Origin of the sequence: Deinococcus rubellus, assembly GCF_025244745.1 — a bacterium.
In the GTDB taxonomy this organism is placed as follows: domain Bacteria; phylum Deinococcota; class Deinococci; order Deinococcales; family Deinococcaceae; genus Deinococcus; species Deinococcus rubellus.
Window position 1 is genome coordinate 403,832 of record NZ_CP104213.1, and the last position, 18,669, is coordinate 422,500.

The following is an 18,669-nucleotide window of genomic DNA, read 5'->3' on the forward strand; positions in this document are numbered from 1 at the left end:
CAGTCAACAAACACCGTCACTTCACCGCCCCTTCCATGCCGCGCATGAACAGCTTCTGCGCCGACAGAAAGACCAGCAGCACCGGAATCATCATGATCAGCGCCCCGGCAGCGATGTTGAAGGGATCGTAGTTGAACTGGCCTTTGAGCTTGAGGACCGCCACGCTCAGCGGTACGCTGTCGGGCGCACCCGAGAGTGCCAGCATCGGCCAGAAGTAGGCGTTCCAGGTGCCGACCAGCGTGAAGATGCCCAGCGCGGCCAGTGAGGGCTTGGTCAGCGGCAGCATGATGCGGGTCAGGATGGTGAATTCACCCGCACCGTCGATGCGGGCGGCCTCGATCAGCGCCTGCGGAATCCCCAGAAACGCCTGGCGCATCAAGAAGATGCCGAAGGCTCCTGCGATGGTGGGCAGCACCACGCCGACGTGGGTCCCGAGCAGGCCGAGTTCCTTGAGGGTCAGCGTGTTGACGATGAAGGTGGTCTCGCTGGGCAGCACCAGCGTCGCGATGATGACACCGAAAATCAAATCGCGCCCTGGAAAGCGGAAGCGGGCCAGCGGGTAGGCCGCCAGCGCTGATACCACCAGCGTGCCGAAAATGGTCATGGAGGTAATGGAAATACTGTTCCAGATGTACTTGCCGAGGCTGAAGGTGGTGTAGACCTCCACGAAGTTCCGCAGGGTCAGGACGCGCGGAAAGAGGCTGGCTGGAAAGTCGTAGATGCTGCCGCCGCCGTGTTTGTCGGTGAGGGCAATCGCCAGGGTCCACAGAAAGGGAAACACCGCGAACAGCAGCACGGCAGTGAGAATGACGTAGCGCAGCACCACCCGCCCCAGCTTGCGGTACTTGCGCGGCGTGGAGGCGGTTCGGGCGGGGGTGGCCCGCGACACCAGGCTCACGCGCCTTCCCCGGAACTGTCACGAAACAGCCGGAAGTTGACGGCGGAGAGCAGCAGTGCCACCACCGCCACCACCAGCCCGGCGGCGCTCGCCAGCCCGTAGTTGAAGTCGAAGCCCTGGAACGCCTTGGAATAGACGTACATCAGCGCGGTGTAGGTGCTGTTGAGCGGCCCACCGTTGGTCAGCACCAGCACCTCTTCCAGCACCCGCAGCGCCGCAATCGTGGAGAGCAGGCTACACAGCAGGATGGTGGGCTTCATCATCGGCACCGTGATGCTCCAGAAGCGCTTCCAGCTGCTGGCCCCGTCGAGCACGGCGGCCTCCTCGAGTTCCTGGGGGATGCCCTGGAGTCCGGCCAGATACAGCACCATGTAGTAGCCGAAGCCGCGCCAGAACGTCACCAGCATCACGGCCCAGAAGGCGCTGTACTCGTTGTTGAGCCAGCCGAACATGTGGTCTTTGGAGATCAGGTGCAGCGATCCCAGCGCCCAGTTGAGGGTGCCGTCCTTGTTGTAGACCCAGTCCCACATCACGGCGGCCAGCGAGATGCTGGTGACCACCGGCACGTAGTAGGCCGCCCGGAAAAAGGCCATGCCCGGCAGGTTTTTGTTGACCAGCACGGCCACCGCCAGCGAGGCGAGCTGCAGTATTGGCACGATCACCAGGTACTTGACGCTGTTGACCATCGATTTGAGAAACAGCGGGTCGGCCATCAGGGTGCGGAAGTTGTCCAGCCCGATCCACTTGGGCGGCAGGCCCTGACCGAAGCGCGCCCCGCCGTACTCGGTGAAGCCCAGATACGAGCCGTAGGCCAGCGGGTAGAAAGTGAACACCGCCAGCAGAATCAGGGCCGGGGCCAGAAAGCCGTAGGACAGCAGACTGTCGCGCAGAGAATACTTCGGCTTACCAGGGATGGGGGGGTTGCCAGGCGTGGGGCGCTGGGAGCGGATCATCTTGCACCTCCTTTGGGGCAGCGGCAGAAAGCTAGAAAAGTGCGGAGGCCCGCCCAGACCGAATGTAGGGGCGGGCCACCAGGGGAGAAGCGGGCGGGAAAGCTCTCTGCCTGCCCCCCGCTCCGACTCACTTCTTCATGTTGGCGTTCCAGTAGGTCACCGAGTCGCTCAGCGCGGCCTGGGCGGTTTTCTTGCCGAGCAGGGCGGCCTCGATGTTGTCGCTGAAGTTCTTGTAGAGGTCGTCGCTGTTGCCGGGGGCCTTGAAGCCGGGGTTGATGTAGCGGCCCGACGCGCCGACCAGGCTGGTGGCCTTGGCAATCGGATCGGTGCTGACCTTCTTGAAGTAGGGATCGCTCTGGGCAGCGGCGGTGGTCGGCACAATCGGCACGATCTTGGCGAAGGCCATCTGGTTGGTGTTGTTGGTAAAGAAGGCGGCCAGCTTGGCGGCTTCTGCCGGGTGCTTGCTGGCAGTCGGAATCACCATGCCCATGCTGGTGCCGGTCTGGACCTTGGCGCTGCCCAGCGGCGCAGTCGTGACCACCGTCTTGGCGTACAGCGCGGGGTTGGTGTCCTTGATGCGGTTGAGCGCTTGCGGCCCGCCCACGATCATGGCGACCTTGTTCTGCGGGTAGAGTTCGGTGGCGAGCTGGAAGGCTTCCTTACGCAGGGCGTCTTCCGGGAAGTACCCGGCCTTGAACAGATCGATGTACTTTTGCAGCAGCGCCACGTGCGCCGGGCGGTCGAAGGCCGCCTTGCCGCTGGCGTCGTAGATCGGCAGGCCGTCCGAGAAGAAGTAGCCCAGAAACGACGCGCCGCTGGGGTCCTTGAGCGCCGGAACCCAGGCGTAGGCCCCGGTCTTGTCTTTGATGGTCTTGACCATGCCCAGAAGCTCGGTCATGTTGCGCGGCGCTTTGACCCCGGCTTTCTTCAGCAGATCAGGGTTGTAGAGCAGCACGCCCTCATTAAGGGAGCCGTACCAGGGATAGGCGTAGACCTTGCCGCCGATGGTGAAGTTGGCGAGCGTCTGCGGATAGAAGGTCGACTTGAGGCTGGCCATCGGCGTCAGGCTGTCCACGTTCTTCAGAAAGCCGTTCTGGGCGGCCTTGGCGGTCTCGTCGATGTTGAGGTTCACCACGTCCGGGGCGCTGCCCAGGTTCACGCTGGCAATGAAGTCCTGCACCATGCTGTCCTGCTTATCGAACCACTTGACGGTGATGCCGGGGTTGGCCTTCTCGAAGTCGCTGATGGTGGACTTGATGTAGTTGTCGAACTTGGGGCTGAGATACCAGGTCCAGAACTGCACCTCCACCGGACTCTGGGCGGCGGCGGTGCCGAGAGCGAGCGAGAGGCCGAGGGTCAGCAATCGGGCAGCGGTCTTCTTGGACATGACGACTCCTTGTGGTGGGGCGGTTCCCACCGGGACAGGGGAAGCGGGATGGGGAAGGCGGCGCGTCAGTTCAGTACTTTTTTTCGACCACCGATTCGGCGGTGACGCGCAGCATGGCGTGGGCCTCGGGGCGGCGGGTCAGCACGGCGCGGTAGAGCATTTCCAGCGCCAGCGCCTGCGAGGTGAGGGTGCCCAGCACGCTGTCGCTGAGCGGGTCTTCCTGGGTGGACGTGAACAGCACGGCGCTGGCGTAGCGGGTCACTGGGCTGCGGGCGCGGTGGGTCAGGGCCACGGTGTAGTGCCCCTGCGACTGGGCCAGCTTGAGGTGCTGCACGGTGTCGATGGTGCTGCCCGAACTGCTCAGGCCGATGACCACGCCGCCCCTGGGCAGACCGCTGATGGCCACCGCCGCCATGTGCGGGTCCGAGTGAACGACCGCCGTGATACCGATGCGCATCAGCCGGTGGGCAAAGTAGATGGCCAGGAGGCCGCTGTTGCCCTGCCCGGTCAGGTCCACGCGGGGCGCGCGGGCCAGGCGGTCGGCCACCTGGTCGAGTACGCCCGCGTCGAGCAGTTGGGCGGTGTCCTCGAGCGTCTGGGCAGTCTGCCGGGCGAGGTGGCTGGCCTGGGCCTTGAGGCTGCCGTCCTGGGGGGGCAACTGATTCCCCCGGCCCAGCACATCGGCGGCCAGCGCGATCTTGAAGGCGTGGAACCCGGCGAAATCCAGCTTGCGGCACAGCCGGGTGATGGTGGCCTCGCCCACGCCCACAGCCGTGGCGAGTTCGGTGATGGTCTGGTGCACCACGTTGTCGGCGTCTTGCAGCACGTGGTCGGCCACCCGGCGCAGGCTCGGCGAGAAGTTGCCCATCTGGAGCCGGATGCGGCCCAGTGCGCCGCCGGGCACGGCTGGACGGGAAGCGAGAAGCGGGGTCATGCGGGGGAAACCTCCTAAAGCAGCGCTGGAATAGGGTCAAACACCGCAGCGGACAACAGTGGGAGGCCGGACGCAGCTCTGGGGGAGCCGTGTCTGAATCGCCACCGGGCCGCAAATGCAGGGCCGGAAAACACCTGAACCAGCGTGCCGAACTTCACAGGAAACTGTGAGAGCATTGTGGAGGTAAAAATTATTTTTGTCAAGACGGAGCCAGTTTCTGAAAATTTCTTCCAGAATCAACGATTGGCTCAATTCGCTGGGCAGTCGCCTTTGGGCAGGACGTAGCGGTCGGCCAGTTTGGTGTTCACGCGGTAGCCAAGGTCTTCGAGCGCGCCCAGCGTGATGGGGCTGATGGGATTGACCCTGTCGGTCACGTCTCCGGCGCTGCCCGAGAGAATTTCCGAGCAGACCACCGCACCGGCCCAGTGGCCCGCGTCGGGGTCGAGGAGAATGCCTGCACCTTTGCCGCCCAGCGCCCGGTAAGCGGCCAGCGCGCGCGGCCCGGTGTAGTACCACTGGCCGCGCTCCTTTTGCGCCAGATTCTTCTCGTCGCCGCCGCCGTCCAGCGATACGCGCTCGTCGGCTGTCCAGAGGGTGCCGACGCCCAGCGCGTGCAGCAACTCGTGGATGACGGTGTCGAGCAGTTCCGGCTGGGCCAGGTCGTTCAGGCCCCGCGAGTTGAGGTCCACCGAGCCGTAGATCGGCAGGTAGGACTTGTCGTGCAGGTCGCAGGGCGAGGAATCGCCGTACACGTCGTCGCCCAGATCCTTGACCACCACGAAGGCGACGAAGTGATTGAAGCGCTCGTGCAGGGCGGGTAGCCCCTTGTCGCAGGCGTTGGCGGGCAGATCGAGCCGCACCGGCTGGAATTTGGAGCCGATCAGCCCGGCGACCCGGTTGGCGGCGGCCTGCAAGGTGGCCCGTTGCCCGGCGCTCAGCGCCTTGCCGCGCAGCCGCAACTCGATGACAAACGGCGCGTCCTGGCGGCTGAAGACCGTGCTGGCGGCTGGCCGGGTCGCGGCGAAGGCGGTTCCCGGCCCCCACCACCCCGGCGCTGACAGGCCGAGGGTCAGGCTGAGCGCCCACACTGTCCGAACGAGAGCCAATCGAAACCGCTTTCCCTGCTGCCTGTGGTCCATTTACGCTCCGGTCCCGCCTCTGAAGTGTGGGCAGCTTAGCGCCTTGCACAGGCTGGGGCGTGCAGCCTGCTGCCTGGCCATCTGGGAGCCTGGGCCATCTGGCTGGGGTCGCCACCGTGCCGCCCCGTTATCCTGCGGGTATGTCTCTGCCTGTCAGCCGGATCATCCTGCTCAACGGCGCGTCGAGTGCTGGGAAGTCCACCCTTTGCCGGGCGCTGCAAGCCCAGTTACCAGAGCCGTTTCTGTATTTTGCGCTCGATCTGCTGCTGTTTAGCAAGGAAGTCGTACCGCAGCGGCCCGGCGTGGTGGCCTTCGAGTGGTCGCGGCAGCGACCCAGATTGTTCGGTGGCTACCACCGTTCGCTGGCCGCCTTCGCCTCGGCGGGCAACAATCTGATTGTTGATTACGTGCTGGAGACGCAGGAAACCCTCAGCGACCTGGTGCGGCTCCTGGCTCCCTTCGACGTGTTTTTCGTGGGCGTACACTGTCCCCTGCCGGAGTTGGAGCGGCGTGAGCGGGCACGGGGAGACCGGCGCATCGGCGACGCCCGGATGGACTTTGGGCGGGTACATACCTTCAGCGGCTACGACTTCGAGCTGGACTCGCTGGGAGCGCAGGAAGAAAACGCGGCCAGAGTTGTGGCGGCCTGGCAAAACCGCACGCGGCCCGGCGTCTTCAATCAACTGGGCGGGGAGCGACTGGGGGGCAGATAAAGGGCGCTTGGGGGAGGCTTGAAGCCCGCTTAAAAAAGCGTCGGCGCGTGCAGTGCGGCCTCTTGTCGTCACGGAAGATGATCCCTGAAACAGACCCCACCCACTCAGGAGGAATGACCATGCCGACCAGGATTCAGCCCACCATCACCGCCCTTCAGGGCAATCTCGCCGACGTGACGCCCAAGCGCGGTGCGGAGCTCATCGGGCGTTGGACCAGCGATCTTGAGAGTGTCGACTGGCGCGGGGCCAAGACCATCCACGCCGATCTGGTGGCGTTGCAGCACCAGCTCGGGGGCGGCTCGCCCGATGGGGCCAGAATCAAGGCGCTGCTGACCAAGCTGGGCGAGTCCACCGAACGCGCCGCCGCCCACGTCGAGGGCCGCACCGGAGAGCAGCTCAAGGAACTGGCTGGGGTGCTCCAGCAGGCGGGGAAAAGTTTGTAAGTCGTTCCGAGTGTTCAGCAAAAACCCCCGCTGCATGCGGGGGCGTTTGTTTGGCTTCAAGCGCTCAGATCAGGCTCAAGCCGTCCTCGGCGCTGAGATGACCCAGGTGGGCGGGCATCCCGCGCGGGTGATCCATCAAGATCTGCTCGGCCTTGTAGCTGCTTCTGACCAGCGGGCCCGAAACCACTTCCAGAAATCCCAGTGTGAGGCCGATCTCACGGAACTCGTCGAACTCAGCGGGCGTGACGTATCGCTCAACCGGCAGGTGGTGCATGGTGGGGCGCAGGTACTGGCCGAACGTCACCACATCCACATTCGCGGCCCGCAAATCGCGCATGGTCTCGATGACTTCCTCGTGCGTTTCACCGAGGCCCAGCATCACGCTGGTCTTGGTGATTACGTCGGGGCGGCTGGCCTTGGCGTGCTTCAGCACCTTCAAGGTCTGATCGTAGCCGGCGCGGATGTCGCGCACCGGGTGGGTCAGGCGGCGCACCGTCTCGATGTTCTGGGCGTACACGTCCACACCGCTGCCGAGCACCAGATCCACGCAGGCGGTGTTGCCGCTAAAATCCGGCGTCAGCGACTCCACGCGGGTTTCGGGGTTGACTTTCTTGATGGCCGTCACCGTCTTGGCGAAGTGGTACGCGCCGCCGTCCGGCAGATCGTCGCGGTCCACCGAGGTCAGCACCACGTACTTGAGGCCCATCAGGCGCACGCTGTCGGCCACGCCCGCCGGTTCGTCCAGATCAAGCTTGCCCATCGGATTGCCGGTGTCGACGGCGCAGAAGCGGCAGCCCCGCGTGCAGATATGGCCCATCAGCATGAAGGTGGCCGTACCCCGGCTCCAGCACTCGCCGATGTTGGGGCACATGGCCTCCTCGCAGACGGTGTGCAGGCGGTGTTCCTTGACAATGGAGCGCACTTCCTTGAACGTCTCCCCTGTCGGGATGCTGACCTTCAGCCAGGCCGGTTTCTGCTCGCGCACCGGAGTGCTGTCCTTACGGTAGATGCCGTTCTTGATGAACTTGGGTTCTGGCGTGGTGTTCTGGGTCATGCGGGGCCTCCGGCGCTCGGGATGGGTTGGATTGGAAGGGTCTGGAAGGGCAGGGCGGGCAGGGTCCAGTCGTAGTTGCGGAAGGTTTCGGCAAAGGCCTCGGCCACGGCGCTTTTCACAGCGTCCATACCGGGAGCTTCACCCAGGCCGCGCCACTGATATTCACGTTCGATGCTGGTCATCTGGGTATCGGTCAGGCCACACGGCACGATCAGATCGAAGTGGTCGAGGTTGGTGCTGACGTTCAGGCCCACGCCATGCAGCGCCACGTGCCGCTTGATCGCCACGCCAATGCTGGCGATCTTCTGATGACGACTCAGGCCGTTGATCTCCCGGTCCGGCACGTAAATGCCCGCGTAGCCGGGGTTGGGGCGGGTATCGCGCAGGTTCAGTGCTGCCAGCGCCTTGAGGGTGGCCTCTTCGAGCAGGCGCAGAAAGTCGCGGACCTTGCGGCCCACCGGGAAAATAGCGTACATCACCAGTTGGCCGGGGCCGTGGTAGGTCACGTCGCCGCCGCGCTCGATCTGGTAGACGCCGATCTGCTGCGCGGCCAGATACTCGCGGGTCACGACGATATTGTCGCCCGCCGCCGCCTTGCGCCCCAGCGTCAGCACGGCGGGATGCTCGGCCAGTAGCAAAGTGGGCCGCCCGCCTGCCGCCACCCGGGCGTGGTGCTCCTTCTGGGCGTCCCAGGCCGCCTGGTAGGCGATCAGGCCGAGGTCGATCACCTCGAAGGCCAGGGTGGAGGGTAGGGTGGGGAAAGCGCCGCTCATAACCCGCAGTTTACGCCCGGCCCCGGTGCACCGAAGGTTGGAAGCACACGGTTTGCTCCGTGATTGACCACTCGAATGTGTGGGTGCTGGGAGTCGGTGCGGTTCAGCCGAACGGCAGCGCGGCCAAACCCAGCCGCTAGACTCAGGACGTGTGTGCTGAATGGGCGGGCGAGGAGGCAGGGCAGCGTCAGTATCGCCCGCCGGACGGCTGGGTCCGCTGGCGAATGACCCTGAGCTGGCACGGCGCGGGCTTCGTCGGCTGGCAATCGCAACCCGGCGCTCGGAGTGTGCAGGACACCCTGCGCGACGCCTGGCTGCCGCTGGTGGGCCACCCTGCCGATGTCGCCCGTCCGGTGGCGGCAGGGCGTACCGATGCGGGAGTTCATGCCGAGACGATGACGGCGCACCTCGATGTCCGCCTCGGCAGTCTCAAACCCGGCACTGAGCAACTTGCCCGCGCCATCAACGCCCACCTGCCGCCCGATCTGGCCGTCACCGGAATCGAACCCGCCGCGCCGGGCTTTCACGCCCGGTTTTCCTGTCTCGGGCGGGCCTACGTCTACCGGGTGATCAACGTGCCGCAGCGCCGCCCGCTGTGGGAGGGCCGGGCACTGCACCGCAGCGGGCCGCTGGACATGGCCGCCATGCGCCGGGCCGCCGCGCAGCTGATCGGCCCGCACGATTTTGCCGCTTTCGCCACCCAGGAGGAGCGCCAGACAGTGCGTGAGCTGCGGCGGCTGGACGTGCAGCGGCTGGGCGAGCTGACCGAGTTTCACGTCGCGGGCGAGAGCTTTCTGCGCCACATGGTGCGCGGCCTGGTGGGTACCTTGCTCAGTGTGGGCGAGGGCCGCCTCAGCCCCGAGCAGATGGAAGCCATTCTGACCTCGAAGCAGCGGGCGCAGGCTGGAGCCAACATGCCGCCGCACGGGTTGTATTTCACCTGGGCGGAGTACGGCGAGCGCTGCCAGGAGTAGACAGCAAACAAAACAGGAAGTAAAAAGCCCCACGCCGAGACGGGGGCTGTTCTGGTGCCGAGAACGGGACTTGAACCCGTATGCCGTGAAGCGTTCGATTTTAAGTCGAGTGCGTTCAGAGGCTCTGCAAAAACAACGTCCAGCATAGTATATTCCTCATATTGAGTGGTGTCAAAGTCTCTACAGAACAAACGATTACAGATACTCTTCAAGTAGTGCTTCAGTCACTCTCTCAGCCTCCACAGAACCTTTGCACTCTCCCACTGCACCGTTCAAACTGAAGATATATTTCACCCACTAAAAATTATTCAGAGGTATCCCAACCATGCAAGAATCCAAACTCAAAAAGCTTCAGGCCATCCACAGTTCCCTCTTGGCACTCTCCAAGGAGCTAGACGAGGTTCGGCAATTGGTCACCGCTACCCCTGACACGAGAAAAGCAGTTGAGGGGCAACCCGTCATTCCCCACTACACCGCTATTCATCGTGAAGACCTCGGACAAGGCCGCAGCAGAAGCTATACGGTTTCCTATCAGGTCAATCCAAACGGAGAAATGCAGATTATCGGTGTATCTGTGACCGATGCTGACGCCGCGTAAGCTTCAGCCACCTATCTCCTACCCTAGATAGTTCGAGCTACGACAGCACTTAACAGCTCTCATGCCGCCGTTGCCGGTATCCTAGATTGTGCCTAAAAAGACCATCAAGTGTCCTGTGAGTACTCACCTGAGGACAGGATGAATGTTCCCAAGTACCACGAGTTTTTCAACCCTCTGTTGGCGGCAATGCATCAGCTCGGCGGCAGCGCCAGTCTCGTTGAGTTGGATGAGGAAGCAGTGCGACAAATGCAGTTGCCCTCAGAAGTCACTGATGTTCTCCATGGCGATACGGGGAAAACAGAGGTACAATACAGGTTGGCTTGGGCAAGAACTTATTTGAAGAAGTATGGACTCATCACCAACAGCTCTCGTGGGGTGTGGGCGCTGACAGCGGCGGGGCAAACAACTAGAACGGTCCAGTCCCGAAAGGTACAGGGTGCTGTCCGCGTTCAGAGACAACAGGCACCCACTGATACAACATCAAACGAAGAAGTATTAGATGACAGTGTGTCAATCGATGAGCAGCCGAAGTGGGAAGACCATCTACGAGAAACTGTTCTTGCCTTGACGCCGGGAGGGTTCGAACGTCTCTGTCAGCGCATCCTTCGAGAGTCTGGCTTCATCCAGGTTGAGGTAACAGGTAGGTCTGGAGATGGTGGAATTGATGGTCACGGAATCGTGCGACTTGCGGGGTTGCTGAGCTTCCCAATTATCTTCCAGGCCAAGAAATATAGAGGCTCGGTAGGTGCTCCGGAGATAAGGAACTTCCGGGGCGCAATGGTCGGTAGAGCCGACAAGGGCTTATTCATCACAACTGGAAATTTCACTCCTGCCGCCAGTGCTGAGGCCACACGAGACGGCGCTCCACCAATTGACTTGATAGATGGAAGCGCCTTAGTTACTAAGCTTAAAGAACTCAAGCTTGGGGTCAGCACACGTATGGTGGAAGTCACAGAGGTAGATGAAGACTGGTTTAATTCCTTATAGCCAGTAGTTCTGAGCCTCTTATTCATTTTTTCGCTAGCGGATTGGAGGATTCGGAATCTGGTCCGAAGGCCTATTAGCACTCAAAAAATTGAAGCTGCCTCTCTCTGGACGCGCTCCTTAGGGGCGGATAAAGCTCAAGTATCTGCTCCAGTAATAGCCACGAAATCACGGCAATGTTGCTGCGGACTCCGCAAAGAACTGACCATAGAAAATCCATAATATTTATTTTATTAAGTTCTTACTTTATTCACACATAGCCCTCTTCACTATTCGGATGACGGATATGGTCTTCTGATGTTACCCCGTTCTTCCAGTTGTGATACTTGGAAGCACACCGCGCCAGACAATATCGCCCTGATTTTTCATCACAGCCTTTTTTTACTCTTCTCTCTACTCGTCTATAGAACTAGGGAGTCTAAGTCCTCATTGAATCTTTATTCCACCTGAGGAGGTGGCCCCGCTTTGAATTACCGTATCTGATTAGCGAGTTGTCCTGGTTCAACAGCGCAGGGACATCAGCATACCAACGGGATCCTGACCACGCAGGCGGGCGGTTTCCACCGTCGACTTGATGCGCATGTACGTGGTGGCTCCCCGTGCATTTTTACTGCACTGCGAGACTTTCCTGGCCATGACCACGGTTCTGAGACTGCGTTCGGCAGCATTGTTGGTCGGTGGAATTTCCGGATCCGACAGGAACAGCAGCACCCTTTCACGAAGGTGCTGTTCTAGAATCCCCAGGCGCAGCCGCTCGTTGGCCTTGGTCTTCAAGGGTGCACGCATCAGCACCTTTTCCAGGCGCAGGGTGAGGGACTCACCCTGCTGCCGATATTCTTCCCGGGTACACCATCCCTCGTCATAGCGCCGATGGAGCTTGATCCCGTCGCGGAACACCTGCGCCAGTCGGAGGCCGTATTCGTGTCCTCGACCGGGCCGCTGTTGTTCTCCGGCAGCGACCTCATCCGCGTTGCGGATGAGATGCGCCAGGCACTTCTGCTGCCTGACCTGATCGAGGTTCTTGCTGTCATAAACCTTGAATCGGTCGCAGACCAGTATGCCTTGGAAGGCGTCGCCCAGGACCTTTCGAAGCTCGATGTTGGTGTGCTGGTGGTTGGCGGTGAACAGCACGGTCTGGGCGCAACGGAAGGTGCTGACCCAGGCTTGACTGGTGCTGATCCGCCAGCCGGTATCGTCATGATGCACAAACGCGGCCGCGCGCAGATCAGCTTCCAGGGTCTGAACATGGGCTGCCAGGGGGCCTGCATCCTCAGCCAGCCGCTGTGCGTCCTGGGTCACTGCGCCCTGCGTGATGCGAATTCCGGTCGTCAACTGGAGCACCCGTGGCAACCGGCGCTGTGGGAGGCCGATTTCATGGTGCAGCACCTGAAGGCTGGCCTTCAGGCGTGGTCCGCAGCGGTGAGCCGTTGCCCCATATTGATCTGCTGCCAGGTCAGGATGCACGCCGCGCACCGTGCCACCACACGCAGGACACACCATCACCGGAACGTGATATTCCGTGAGCTGCTGAGCGCGCTCAGCAGCGAGTTCGGTGATCCAAGCTTTGTCCTGGCGCTTGAAGAGCAATTTGCCGCTGAATCCGCAAGCAGCGCAGGTATTTGGCGCACTGACCTCGATCACTTGAGTGATCTGTTCGGGTGTCGGTGCCTGCTTGTACGTGAAAAGCCCCTCTCCCGCACGGCGTCCTGGGGGTTTGGGATCAGCTTTACGGGTTTCACGACTGTGCGGTGCCGCGTACTTGCGGCTCTTACGCTCAAGGTCTTCAAGGCGCTTCTTCAGGCGTGCATTCTCAGCTTTGAGCGCGCGGTTTTCGGCTTCCAGCCGCTCGAACCGCTGAGCCTGCTGGCGGATAATCTCCAGCAGCTCCTGCTCCCTCAACGTCCCAGTCATCCACCACAGCTTAACGGCAGCACCCCCGTCCTTGGACGGGGGTGCTGGGGGCCGCTAATCAAATACGAATTACCTACCCCTTACCCCTGAGGGTTTGGATGTCCTTGTCTCCAAATCCTTCCGAGAAGCCCTCCGCTCTGAGTTCCAAATCTGTACCCCTGAGGATTGGTTCTTCCTCGCTTACCTCCTGTTCGGTTCCTTCCGAGATGAAGATAACGGGGCGGCAGTTGTGGATAGAACCTCTGTGGCCGACCTGTTTAGAGTTGACCGAAAGTTCATTCCTCAAGGTCTCTTTAAGTCAAAATTTTTAATGGATGGATTTGCGGTCCGAACGGGTTTGCGACTTCACCTCACTGCTTCTGATTCCCGTACGGGCACAGCTCGCACCGGAAGAATTGTATTCAGCGAACAACTTCAGACTCTTTTCGAGCAGTGCCAAATTCAGCAAGATGAAATGGTCTACTTCATCTCTGGGAAGCTATTCTCCGAGCGTGAGGAACAACGCCGCCGACTACTCCGTGCTGAGACTCGTGCTGGCTTTCCCTTGCTTTCTCGGCCAAACGCTGAAATTGGAAAAGCGCTAAACCATACACCACCAAAGAGTTTCGCGCCCTTTGCAAATCGTCTTCCACAGGCTCAAGCTTTTGTTCAGGCTGAGATGAGTGCTGCCAAGCTAAGGGCCGACAAGAAGGGTGTCGAAAAATGGACTTCTCAACTCCGAATTCTCTCCTCGCTCTCCACCTTCTTCCCTCCCACGTACAAGCAGGTACGTAACTCCGAGCGTCTCTTCACGGTGGGTGACTCTGCCGCCTACCTCTCCTCAGATGTCCGCGACATCCTTTTCTCGGGTACTTGGTCAGCGGATTTGAGTAACGCGCATCTCGTGATTGCGGCGCGACTGTGGGGACTGGATGACCTGTTGAACCTTATCGAAGAAGAGGGAAGTATATGGCCTCATCTGATGGGAGAACTTCAGCTCCCAATCGAGAAAAAACCCGAATTAAAAAAAGTTATCTATGCGACGGTATATGGGAAACCAGTCACTCAACTGAAGGGGCAAATCACCCGTGATTTGGGGAAAGAGGTCACAGGGCGTTATATGGCACTGCCCATGACGGCAACCCTACTCGAAGGAAGGGAGCGCCATATGGAGGGCATTCGCACCTGCGGAGGTATCACGGATGCTTATGGCAACTTCTATGACCTAGACAGTACAGGCATAAAGGCGAGAAAGGGAAGGAAGGGGCAAGAGCCGAGAAAGGTAGAGGGGGAAAAGGCAGTGGGAGAAAGAGCAGTCCGTACACTTCTTTCTCATGAAGTCGGCAGCTATGAATTCAGAGTGATGTCCGCCGCCGCAGATGTCATTCACGGGTCAAATGGACAGGCGTGGATACCACTTTGGCTTCACGACGGTATCTATGTGAAATTCCGAGATACGGGGCGGGTAGAAAGTTGGAAACTCAAAATTACTGAAGCCGTATCTCTTGAGGCTGCCAAACACAGAATGCCTCTGAAGCTGGTCTGGGAAGAAGTCTGAGCAGAGGTCTTTACCTCTACTCTATTTCGGATTAGTTATTTATAGTCTGTCAACTGGGGAGAATCGAAGATGTGCTGTCTTGAGATCATCATCTAGGAACGTCACGTAGCGCCGCGTCATCTCCAAGTTGGTATGCCCCATGATCTGCTGCAAGGTGAACACATCACCACCGTTCCTGAGAAACTCAACGGCAAATCCTCTACGGAAGGCGTGTGGGGCGGTATCTTCTCGCTTCATCCCCTGAGACTTCCCAAGCTTCATCAATCGAATTCCAACTCCACTTTTCGTAAGTTGTTGTCCAGTGCGGCTGAGGAAGACATGTCTCACTCCAGCATGATTAGGCTTCCTCTCCTTACGGAGATAGTTAGTAATAGTCTGCATAGTTTTGGCTCCAATTGGCACGAACCTTTCCTTACTCCCCTTACCCATCACCCTGAGCAAACCTCTATCGAAGAGCAAATCCTCAAGTCTCAGCTCTGTGAGTTCCTGAAGGCGTATCCCAGTGTCAAATAGGGTGAGGACTAAGGCAATGTCTCTGCTCGGCTGCTCTGATGTCTTACAGGAGGAAAGGAACTGCTTCACTCTCTCGTTTGTGACCGTAGGGTGTCGCTCTCTGGGCAGGGAAGGTAAGCCAAGACGTTTCGCTGGATTATTCGTGATGAGTTCCTCGTCTGAGGCCCAATTGAACAATGCTCGTACGGCCCTCCCGTGTCCATGAATCCCACCCGGAGCTAACCCTTTTTCTTCAAGGGAAAGCAGGAATCCACGCAGGTGGAGGACAGAGAGAGTGGAATGCTCCAATCTATGCTCAGCGAGGTAGCGCCCAAAAACCCGCTGGGTACACTCGTAATACTTCATCGTGGCCTTGCTTCTGCGCTTGACTTTGAGGTGGTAGAAAAACTGCTGCCAGAGTTCATCGGTGGTCATCACACGACTCCTTTTGGCGTTGCTTTGGCTACTTGGAGAGCGAACGACTACAGCGTAGTGCGTTCAAAGTCCGATCAGCAGACTCATGCCCAAAAAGAAAAAACCCCGCCCTGAGACGAGGTTGTTTGCCTGTTCTGGTGCCGAGAACGGGACTTGAACCCGTATGCCGTGAAGCGTTCGATTTTAAGTCGAGTGCGTCTACCGATTCCGCCATCCCGGCCTAACCAGAGGCGCAGTATAGCGCGGCCTGGGCAGCGGCGAAACGCTGCCTTGAGCCGCCATTCATTTTTGCAGATGCTGTGAAGATGCCTGGCTTTCAACTGGTCAGAAAGGCGTCAGACAGCGGGTTTTCGGCGCTGAGGTGCGGGCGGGTGGGCTGCACCGAATCTCCATTCTTCCTGCACCGGGCCTGCGAGGACGCGGCGCATTCTTTGTTCAAGGCCGGGGAGCAGGAAGCCCGCCCAGAACGAAAGTCCAACTCTACTCGCCCCCGATTCCTCCAAGGAGAACCACCATGCGTAAGTCCCTGTTGACCGCCCTGACCCTGAGCGCTGCCCTGAGCTTCGCGCCCGCTGCCTTCGCCTCGGCCCAGATGATCACCCAAGCGCCGATCAGCGCTGCCGCCTACAGCCCGCTCTACACCGAGTCGGACTGGATGACCCTGAGTGTACCGGTAGGCGCACTGGGCGGCACCATTCCCAGCGATCTGGCCCTCAGCGCTTCCGGGTTGCCGGACGGCACCAGTATCACCCTCTCCGGCGTCTCGCAGGTCGGCAACGAGGCCGTGCTGACCGTCTCGGTGGCGCGCAGCGACACGACCCAGGCCGTGAACGCGACGGCCCTGATCAAACTGACCTCCGGCGACAAGACCCTGACCAGCTTTAACGTGCCGGTGGTGGGTGTGGCCTACGCTGGCAGCTTCTGAGCGCTGGACAGCAAAACATAAGCGAGAGGGGCAGGGAGACAAGATTCTCCTGCCCCTCTTTTTCTTCAATTGGCTTCAATTGGGTTGAATTGGCACCGTATTCTCAGCGCCCTCGCCGCCGCTGCACCGCGCGCTCGGCCCAGGTGACGGCGCTGTACAAGGCCACGCCCAGCAGCACCAGCAGGGCAATTGCGGCAAACACTCGCGGCGTCTGATACTGCTGTCGCGCCTGGTTGATGGCAAAGCCCAGCCCTGGCTGGTTGCTGGTAAATTCCCAGACCACCGCCCCGATCAGCGCCAGGCTCAGTGACAGCCGCAACCCGCCCAGCAGCACCGGCAGTGCGCCCGGCAGCTCCAGATGCAGGAGGCGCTGCACCGGGGTCGCCCGCACGGCGCTGAAGAGTTCCTGATAGGTGGCGTCCACCTCGCGCACGCCCACCAGGGTGGACACCAGCACCGGGTAGAAGGCGGTCAGGGCGCTGACCAGAATGCCTGGCCAGACATCGAAGCCCAGCCACAGCAGCAGCAGCGGAGCCAGCACCACCGTCGGGGTGCTCTGGCTGGCGATCAGCAGTGGGCTGAGAAAACGCTCCAGCCATCTGAGTCGCGCCATCGGGTAGCCGATGATCAGCCCGGTGAAGCTGCCCAGCAGCGCACCCAGCAGCGCCACCTTGGCGGTGTAGCCGAGCTGGGGCAGCAATTCCGAGCGATTGTCCCAGAACACCTGCCAGACCCGCAGCGGGGTGGGCAGCAGGTAATCGGCGTTGATGTGCAGGGCCAGCAGTTGCCAGCCGAGCAGCCCCAGCCCCAGCGCCAGCAGCGGCAACCACTCGGACTTGCTGCGCCGGGGCTTCGGCGGCGACCAGTTCTGGGTGCTGTCGCCAGCGCCCAGCAGGGCGCGCAACTCGGCTTCGATGCCCTCAGTGTAGGCGCTCAGCCGCCCCTGGCCGCGCGTTTCGAGCACCGAGACGATCTGCCCGCCGCGCAGCACCGCCACCCTATCGGCCAGCAGCACCGCCTCACGGATCGAGTGGGTAACCATCAGCGTGGTCTGCCCGGTCTTCTCGTGCAGGTGGCGCAGTTCATCGTTGAAGCGTTCGCGCACCAGGGCGTCGAGCGCCGCAAACGGCTCGTCGAGCAGCAGGATGTCACCCGACTGTGCCAGGGCGCGGGCCAGCCCCACCCGCGCCCGCATCCCGCCGGAGAGCTGGGCGGGCAGATACTGGGCATAGGCCGCCATGCCGACCAGTGAGAGCGCCTCGGCGGGCGTCATGGCCCCGCCGGACCCCAGTTCACACGGCAGGGCCACGTTGCGGATGGCGGTGCGCCAGGGCAGCAGCCGGTCATCTTGGAACACATAGGCGGGCCGTCCACGCACCGTCACCTGGCCCGCGTCCACCCTCAGCAAACCGGAAATGATCCGCAGCAGGGTACTTTTGCCGCCGCCCGATGGGCCGATGACCGCCAGAAATTCACCCCGGCGCACCTCCAGATTCACCCCGCTCAGCACCGCGCGTCCGCCGAGTCTCAGCTCCACGTCGGCGAGTTCGATCACCGGGCGCTCAGGAACCGGGTGGGGCACAGTCCCGGCCAGTGGCGCGCTCAGACTGGTCATGAAGAGGGAGCGCCGGAATCGGTGCGGCCTGGCTGGGCAGCAGGTGTCTGCCGGGCCGGGCGGCCCAGGGTATTGACCAGCAACACGCCGAGCAGTGCCACCCCCCCTCCGATCAGCGAGATCTGCCCCGGCACCTCGCGCAGCCACAGCCAGGCGATCAGGGTGGCCAGCACCGGGCTGACGAACAGAAAACTGGTGGTCGTGCTGGCGCTCACCCGGGAGAGGGCCACCGTCCAGGTCAGATAGGCGAGCGCCGAGGGAAAGATACCCAGGTAAATGACTGCCAGGTGGGCGCTGAGCGGTGCGGCCCGCAGTTCGCCGACAAAGCCTGGCAGAAAGATCAGCATGGGAAGGCTGCCCAGCAGCAGACTCCAGACCGTGAAGTCCAGCGGTTTCATCCGTCTCAGAAGGGGCCGCTGAAACACGAAATAGATGCTGGTGAACACGGCGGCCAGCAGGATCAGCACGGCCCCGCCGGTAAACGCCACGCCCTGTCCGCGCCCCAGCACGATCAGCAGCACGCCGCCCAGACTGACGAAGGTGCCGAGCCAGCCCAGCTGGGTCAGTCGTTCTCCGGCAAAGCGGGTGGCGATCAGCGCCGTGATGACTGGCCCCGCCGCGATGATCAGACTGGCCGTCCCGGCGGGCACGCTCTGCTCGCCGTAATTGAGCAGTGTGTGATACAGGGTGATGCCGCACAGCGACAGCCCGAAAATCCGCAGGGCGTCGGCCCGGCTGGGCAGCGGCAACCGGACCTTCAGGGCGTAGACGCCCAGCACCAGGGAGGCCACCAGAAAGCGGTAGAGCGTCAGGTGTCCCGGCGAAAACGCTTCCAGCCCGGCCCGGATGCCTGCGAACGCTGAGGCCCAGAACACCAGCGTCAGGCCGATGGCTCCCAGGCTAA

18 protein-coding genes and 1 tRNA gene (1 of these 19 running past the window's edge) are annotated in these 18,669 nt (G+C 61.4%); 7 read left to right on the plus strand and 12 right to left on the minus strand.

Annotation, left to right across the window (positions count from 1 at the left end):
• Positions 1 to 16: 16 nt before the first annotated feature.
• From N0D28_RS02130 to N0D28_RS02150, 5 genes are all read right to left on the minus strand, one after another.
• A complete protein-coding gene (locus tag N0D28_RS02130) occupies positions 17 to 898 on the minus strand; it encodes a carbohydrate ABC transporter permease (RefSeq protein ID WP_260560765.1) in 882 nt (293 codons plus the stop codon).
• On the minus strand, positions 895 to 1,851 hold the full coding sequence (locus N0D28_RS02135) for a carbohydrate ABC transporter permease (RefSeq protein WP_260560766.1): 957 nt from the start codon (positions 1,849 to 1,851) through the stop codon (positions 895 to 897). The genes N0D28_RS02130 and N0D28_RS02135 overlap by 4 nt, the downstream gene beginning before the upstream one ends.
• A 127-nt stretch (positions 1,852 to 1,978) precedes the next feature.
• Positions 1,979 to 3,238, minus strand: a complete 1,260-nt coding sequence (locus tag N0D28_RS02140; RefSeq protein ID WP_260560767.1) for an ABC transporter substrate-binding protein — start codon at positions 3,236 to 3,238, stop codon at positions 1,979 to 1,981.
• Positions 3,239 to 3,308: 70 nt separating this feature from the next.
• Positions 3,309 to 4,172, minus strand: a complete 864-nt coding sequence (locus N0D28_RS02145; RefSeq protein WP_260560768.1) for a MurR/RpiR family transcriptional regulator — start codon at positions 4,170 to 4,172, stop codon at positions 3,309 to 3,311.
• Between the two features lie 248 nt (positions 4,173 to 4,420).
• Positions 4,421 to 5,311 carry a hypothetical protein gene (locus N0D28_RS02150; protein WP_260560769.1) on the minus strand — a complete coding sequence of 297 codons (891 nt, stop codon included), beginning with the start codon at positions 5,309 to 5,311 and terminating at the stop codon, positions 4,421 to 4,423.
• Between the two features lie 140 nt (positions 5,312 to 5,451).
• Between N0D28_RS02150 and N0D28_RS02155 the strand changes: the two genes are divergently transcribed.
• The gene (locus N0D28_RS02155) at positions 5,452 to 6,024 is read left to right on the plus strand and encodes a chloramphenicol phosphotransferase CPT family protein (RefSeq protein ID WP_260560770.1); all 573 of its coding nucleotides are present in this window, start codon (positions 5,452 to 5,454) and stop codon (positions 6,022 to 6,024) included.
• 119 nt (positions 6,025 to 6,143) lie between these two features.
• Positions 6,144 to 6,467, plus strand: coding sequence for a hypothetical protein (locus N0D28_RS02160; protein WP_260560771.1), 324 nt, complete (start codon positions 6,144 to 6,146; stop codon positions 6,465 to 6,467).
• 64 nt (positions 6,468 to 6,531) lie between these two features.
• On the opposite strand, the gene lipA is transcribed toward N0D28_RS02160, so the two are convergent.
• Both lipA and lipB read right to left on the minus strand, forming a co-directional pair.
• Entirely contained in the window at positions 6,532 to 7,521 is a 990-nt protein-coding gene (gene lipA, locus N0D28_RS02165) for a lipoyl synthase (protein ID WP_260560772.1), read from the minus strand.
• Positions 7,518 to 8,294: a lipoyl(octanoyl) transferase LipB gene (gene lipB / locus N0D28_RS02170; protein ID WP_260560773.1), complete on the minus strand. Its 777-nt coding sequence runs from the start codon at positions 8,292 to 8,294 to the stop codon at positions 7,518 to 7,520. Before lipB ends, lipA begins: the two co-directional genes overlap by 4 nt.
• 149 nt (positions 8,295 to 8,443) lie before the next feature.
• Here lipB and truA point away from each other — a divergent pair, with 149 nt between their 5' ends.
• The 3 genes from truA to N0D28_RS02185 all read left to right on the plus strand — a co-directional run bounded on the left by truA (position 8,444) and on the right by N0D28_RS02185 (position 10,853).
• Positions 8,444 to 9,268, plus strand: a complete 825-nt coding sequence (truA, locus tag N0D28_RS02175; RefSeq protein WP_312846428.1) for a tRNA pseudouridine(38-40) synthase TruA — start codon at positions 8,444 to 8,446, stop codon at positions 9,266 to 9,268.
• Positions 9,269 to 9,593: 325 nt separating this feature from the next.
• Positions 9,594 to 9,866 (plus strand): hypothetical protein, encoded by a 273-nt coding sequence (locus N0D28_RS02180; protein WP_260560774.1) that lies wholly within the window; start codon positions 9,594 to 9,596, stop codon positions 9,864 to 9,866.
• A 138-nt stretch (positions 9,867 to 10,004) separates the two neighbouring features.
• A complete protein-coding gene (locus N0D28_RS02185; RefSeq protein WP_260560775.1) occupies positions 10,005 to 10,853 on the plus strand; it encodes a restriction endonuclease in 849 nt (282 codons plus the stop codon).
• A 498-nt stretch (positions 10,854 to 11,351) separates the two neighbouring features.
• Here N0D28_RS02185 and tnpC read toward each other — a convergent pair whose 3' ends face one another.
• A complete protein-coding gene (gene tnpC / locus N0D28_RS02190; protein ID WP_260559392.1) occupies positions 11,352 to 12,761 on the minus strand; it encodes an IS66 family transposase in 1,410 nt (469 codons plus the stop codon).
• A gap of 94 nt (positions 12,762 to 12,855) precedes the next feature.
• On the opposite strand from tnpC, the gene N0D28_RS02195 reads away from it, so the two are divergent.
• Entirely contained in the window at positions 12,856 to 14,298 is a 1,443-nt protein-coding gene (locus N0D28_RS02195) for a hypothetical protein (protein ID WP_260560776.1), read from the plus strand.
• A gap of 39 nt (positions 14,299 to 14,337) precedes the next feature.
• On the opposite strand, the gene N0D28_RS02200 is transcribed toward N0D28_RS02195, so the two are convergent.
• On the minus strand, positions 14,338 to 15,225 hold the full coding sequence (locus tag N0D28_RS02200; RefSeq protein ID WP_260560777.1) for a tyrosine-type recombinase/integrase: 888 nt from the start codon (positions 15,223 to 15,225) through the stop codon (positions 14,338 to 14,340).
• A gap of 135 nt (positions 15,226 to 15,360) precedes the next feature.
• A tRNA-Leu gene (locus N0D28_RS02205) sits at positions 15,361 to 15,445 on the minus strand.
• A 294-nt stretch (positions 15,446 to 15,739) separates the two neighbouring features.
• Between N0D28_RS02205 and N0D28_RS02210 the strand changes: the two genes are divergently transcribed.
• On the plus strand, positions 15,740 to 16,150 hold the full coding sequence (locus N0D28_RS02210; protein ID WP_260560778.1) for a hypothetical protein: 411 nt from the start codon (positions 15,740 to 15,742) through the stop codon (positions 16,148 to 16,150).
• A 103-nt stretch (positions 16,151 to 16,253) separates the two neighbouring features.
• Here the strand turns inward: N0D28_RS02210 and N0D28_RS02215 are convergent, their stop codons facing one another.
• Complete coding sequence (locus N0D28_RS02215; protein ID WP_260560779.1) at positions 16,254 to 17,765, minus strand: ABC transporter permease subunit; 1,512 nt, start codon at positions 17,763 to 17,765, stop codon at positions 16,254 to 16,256.
• On the minus strand, positions 17,762 to 18,669 hold the 3' portion of the coding sequence (locus N0D28_RS02220) for a DMT family transporter (protein WP_260560780.1). 37 nt of this gene lie beyond the right edge of the window; 908 of the gene's 945 nt are visible here — the last part of the coding sequence; its start codon lies beyond the right edge, outside the window; its stop codon occupies positions 17,762 to 17,764. Before N0D28_RS02220 ends, N0D28_RS02215 begins: the two co-directional genes overlap by 4 nt.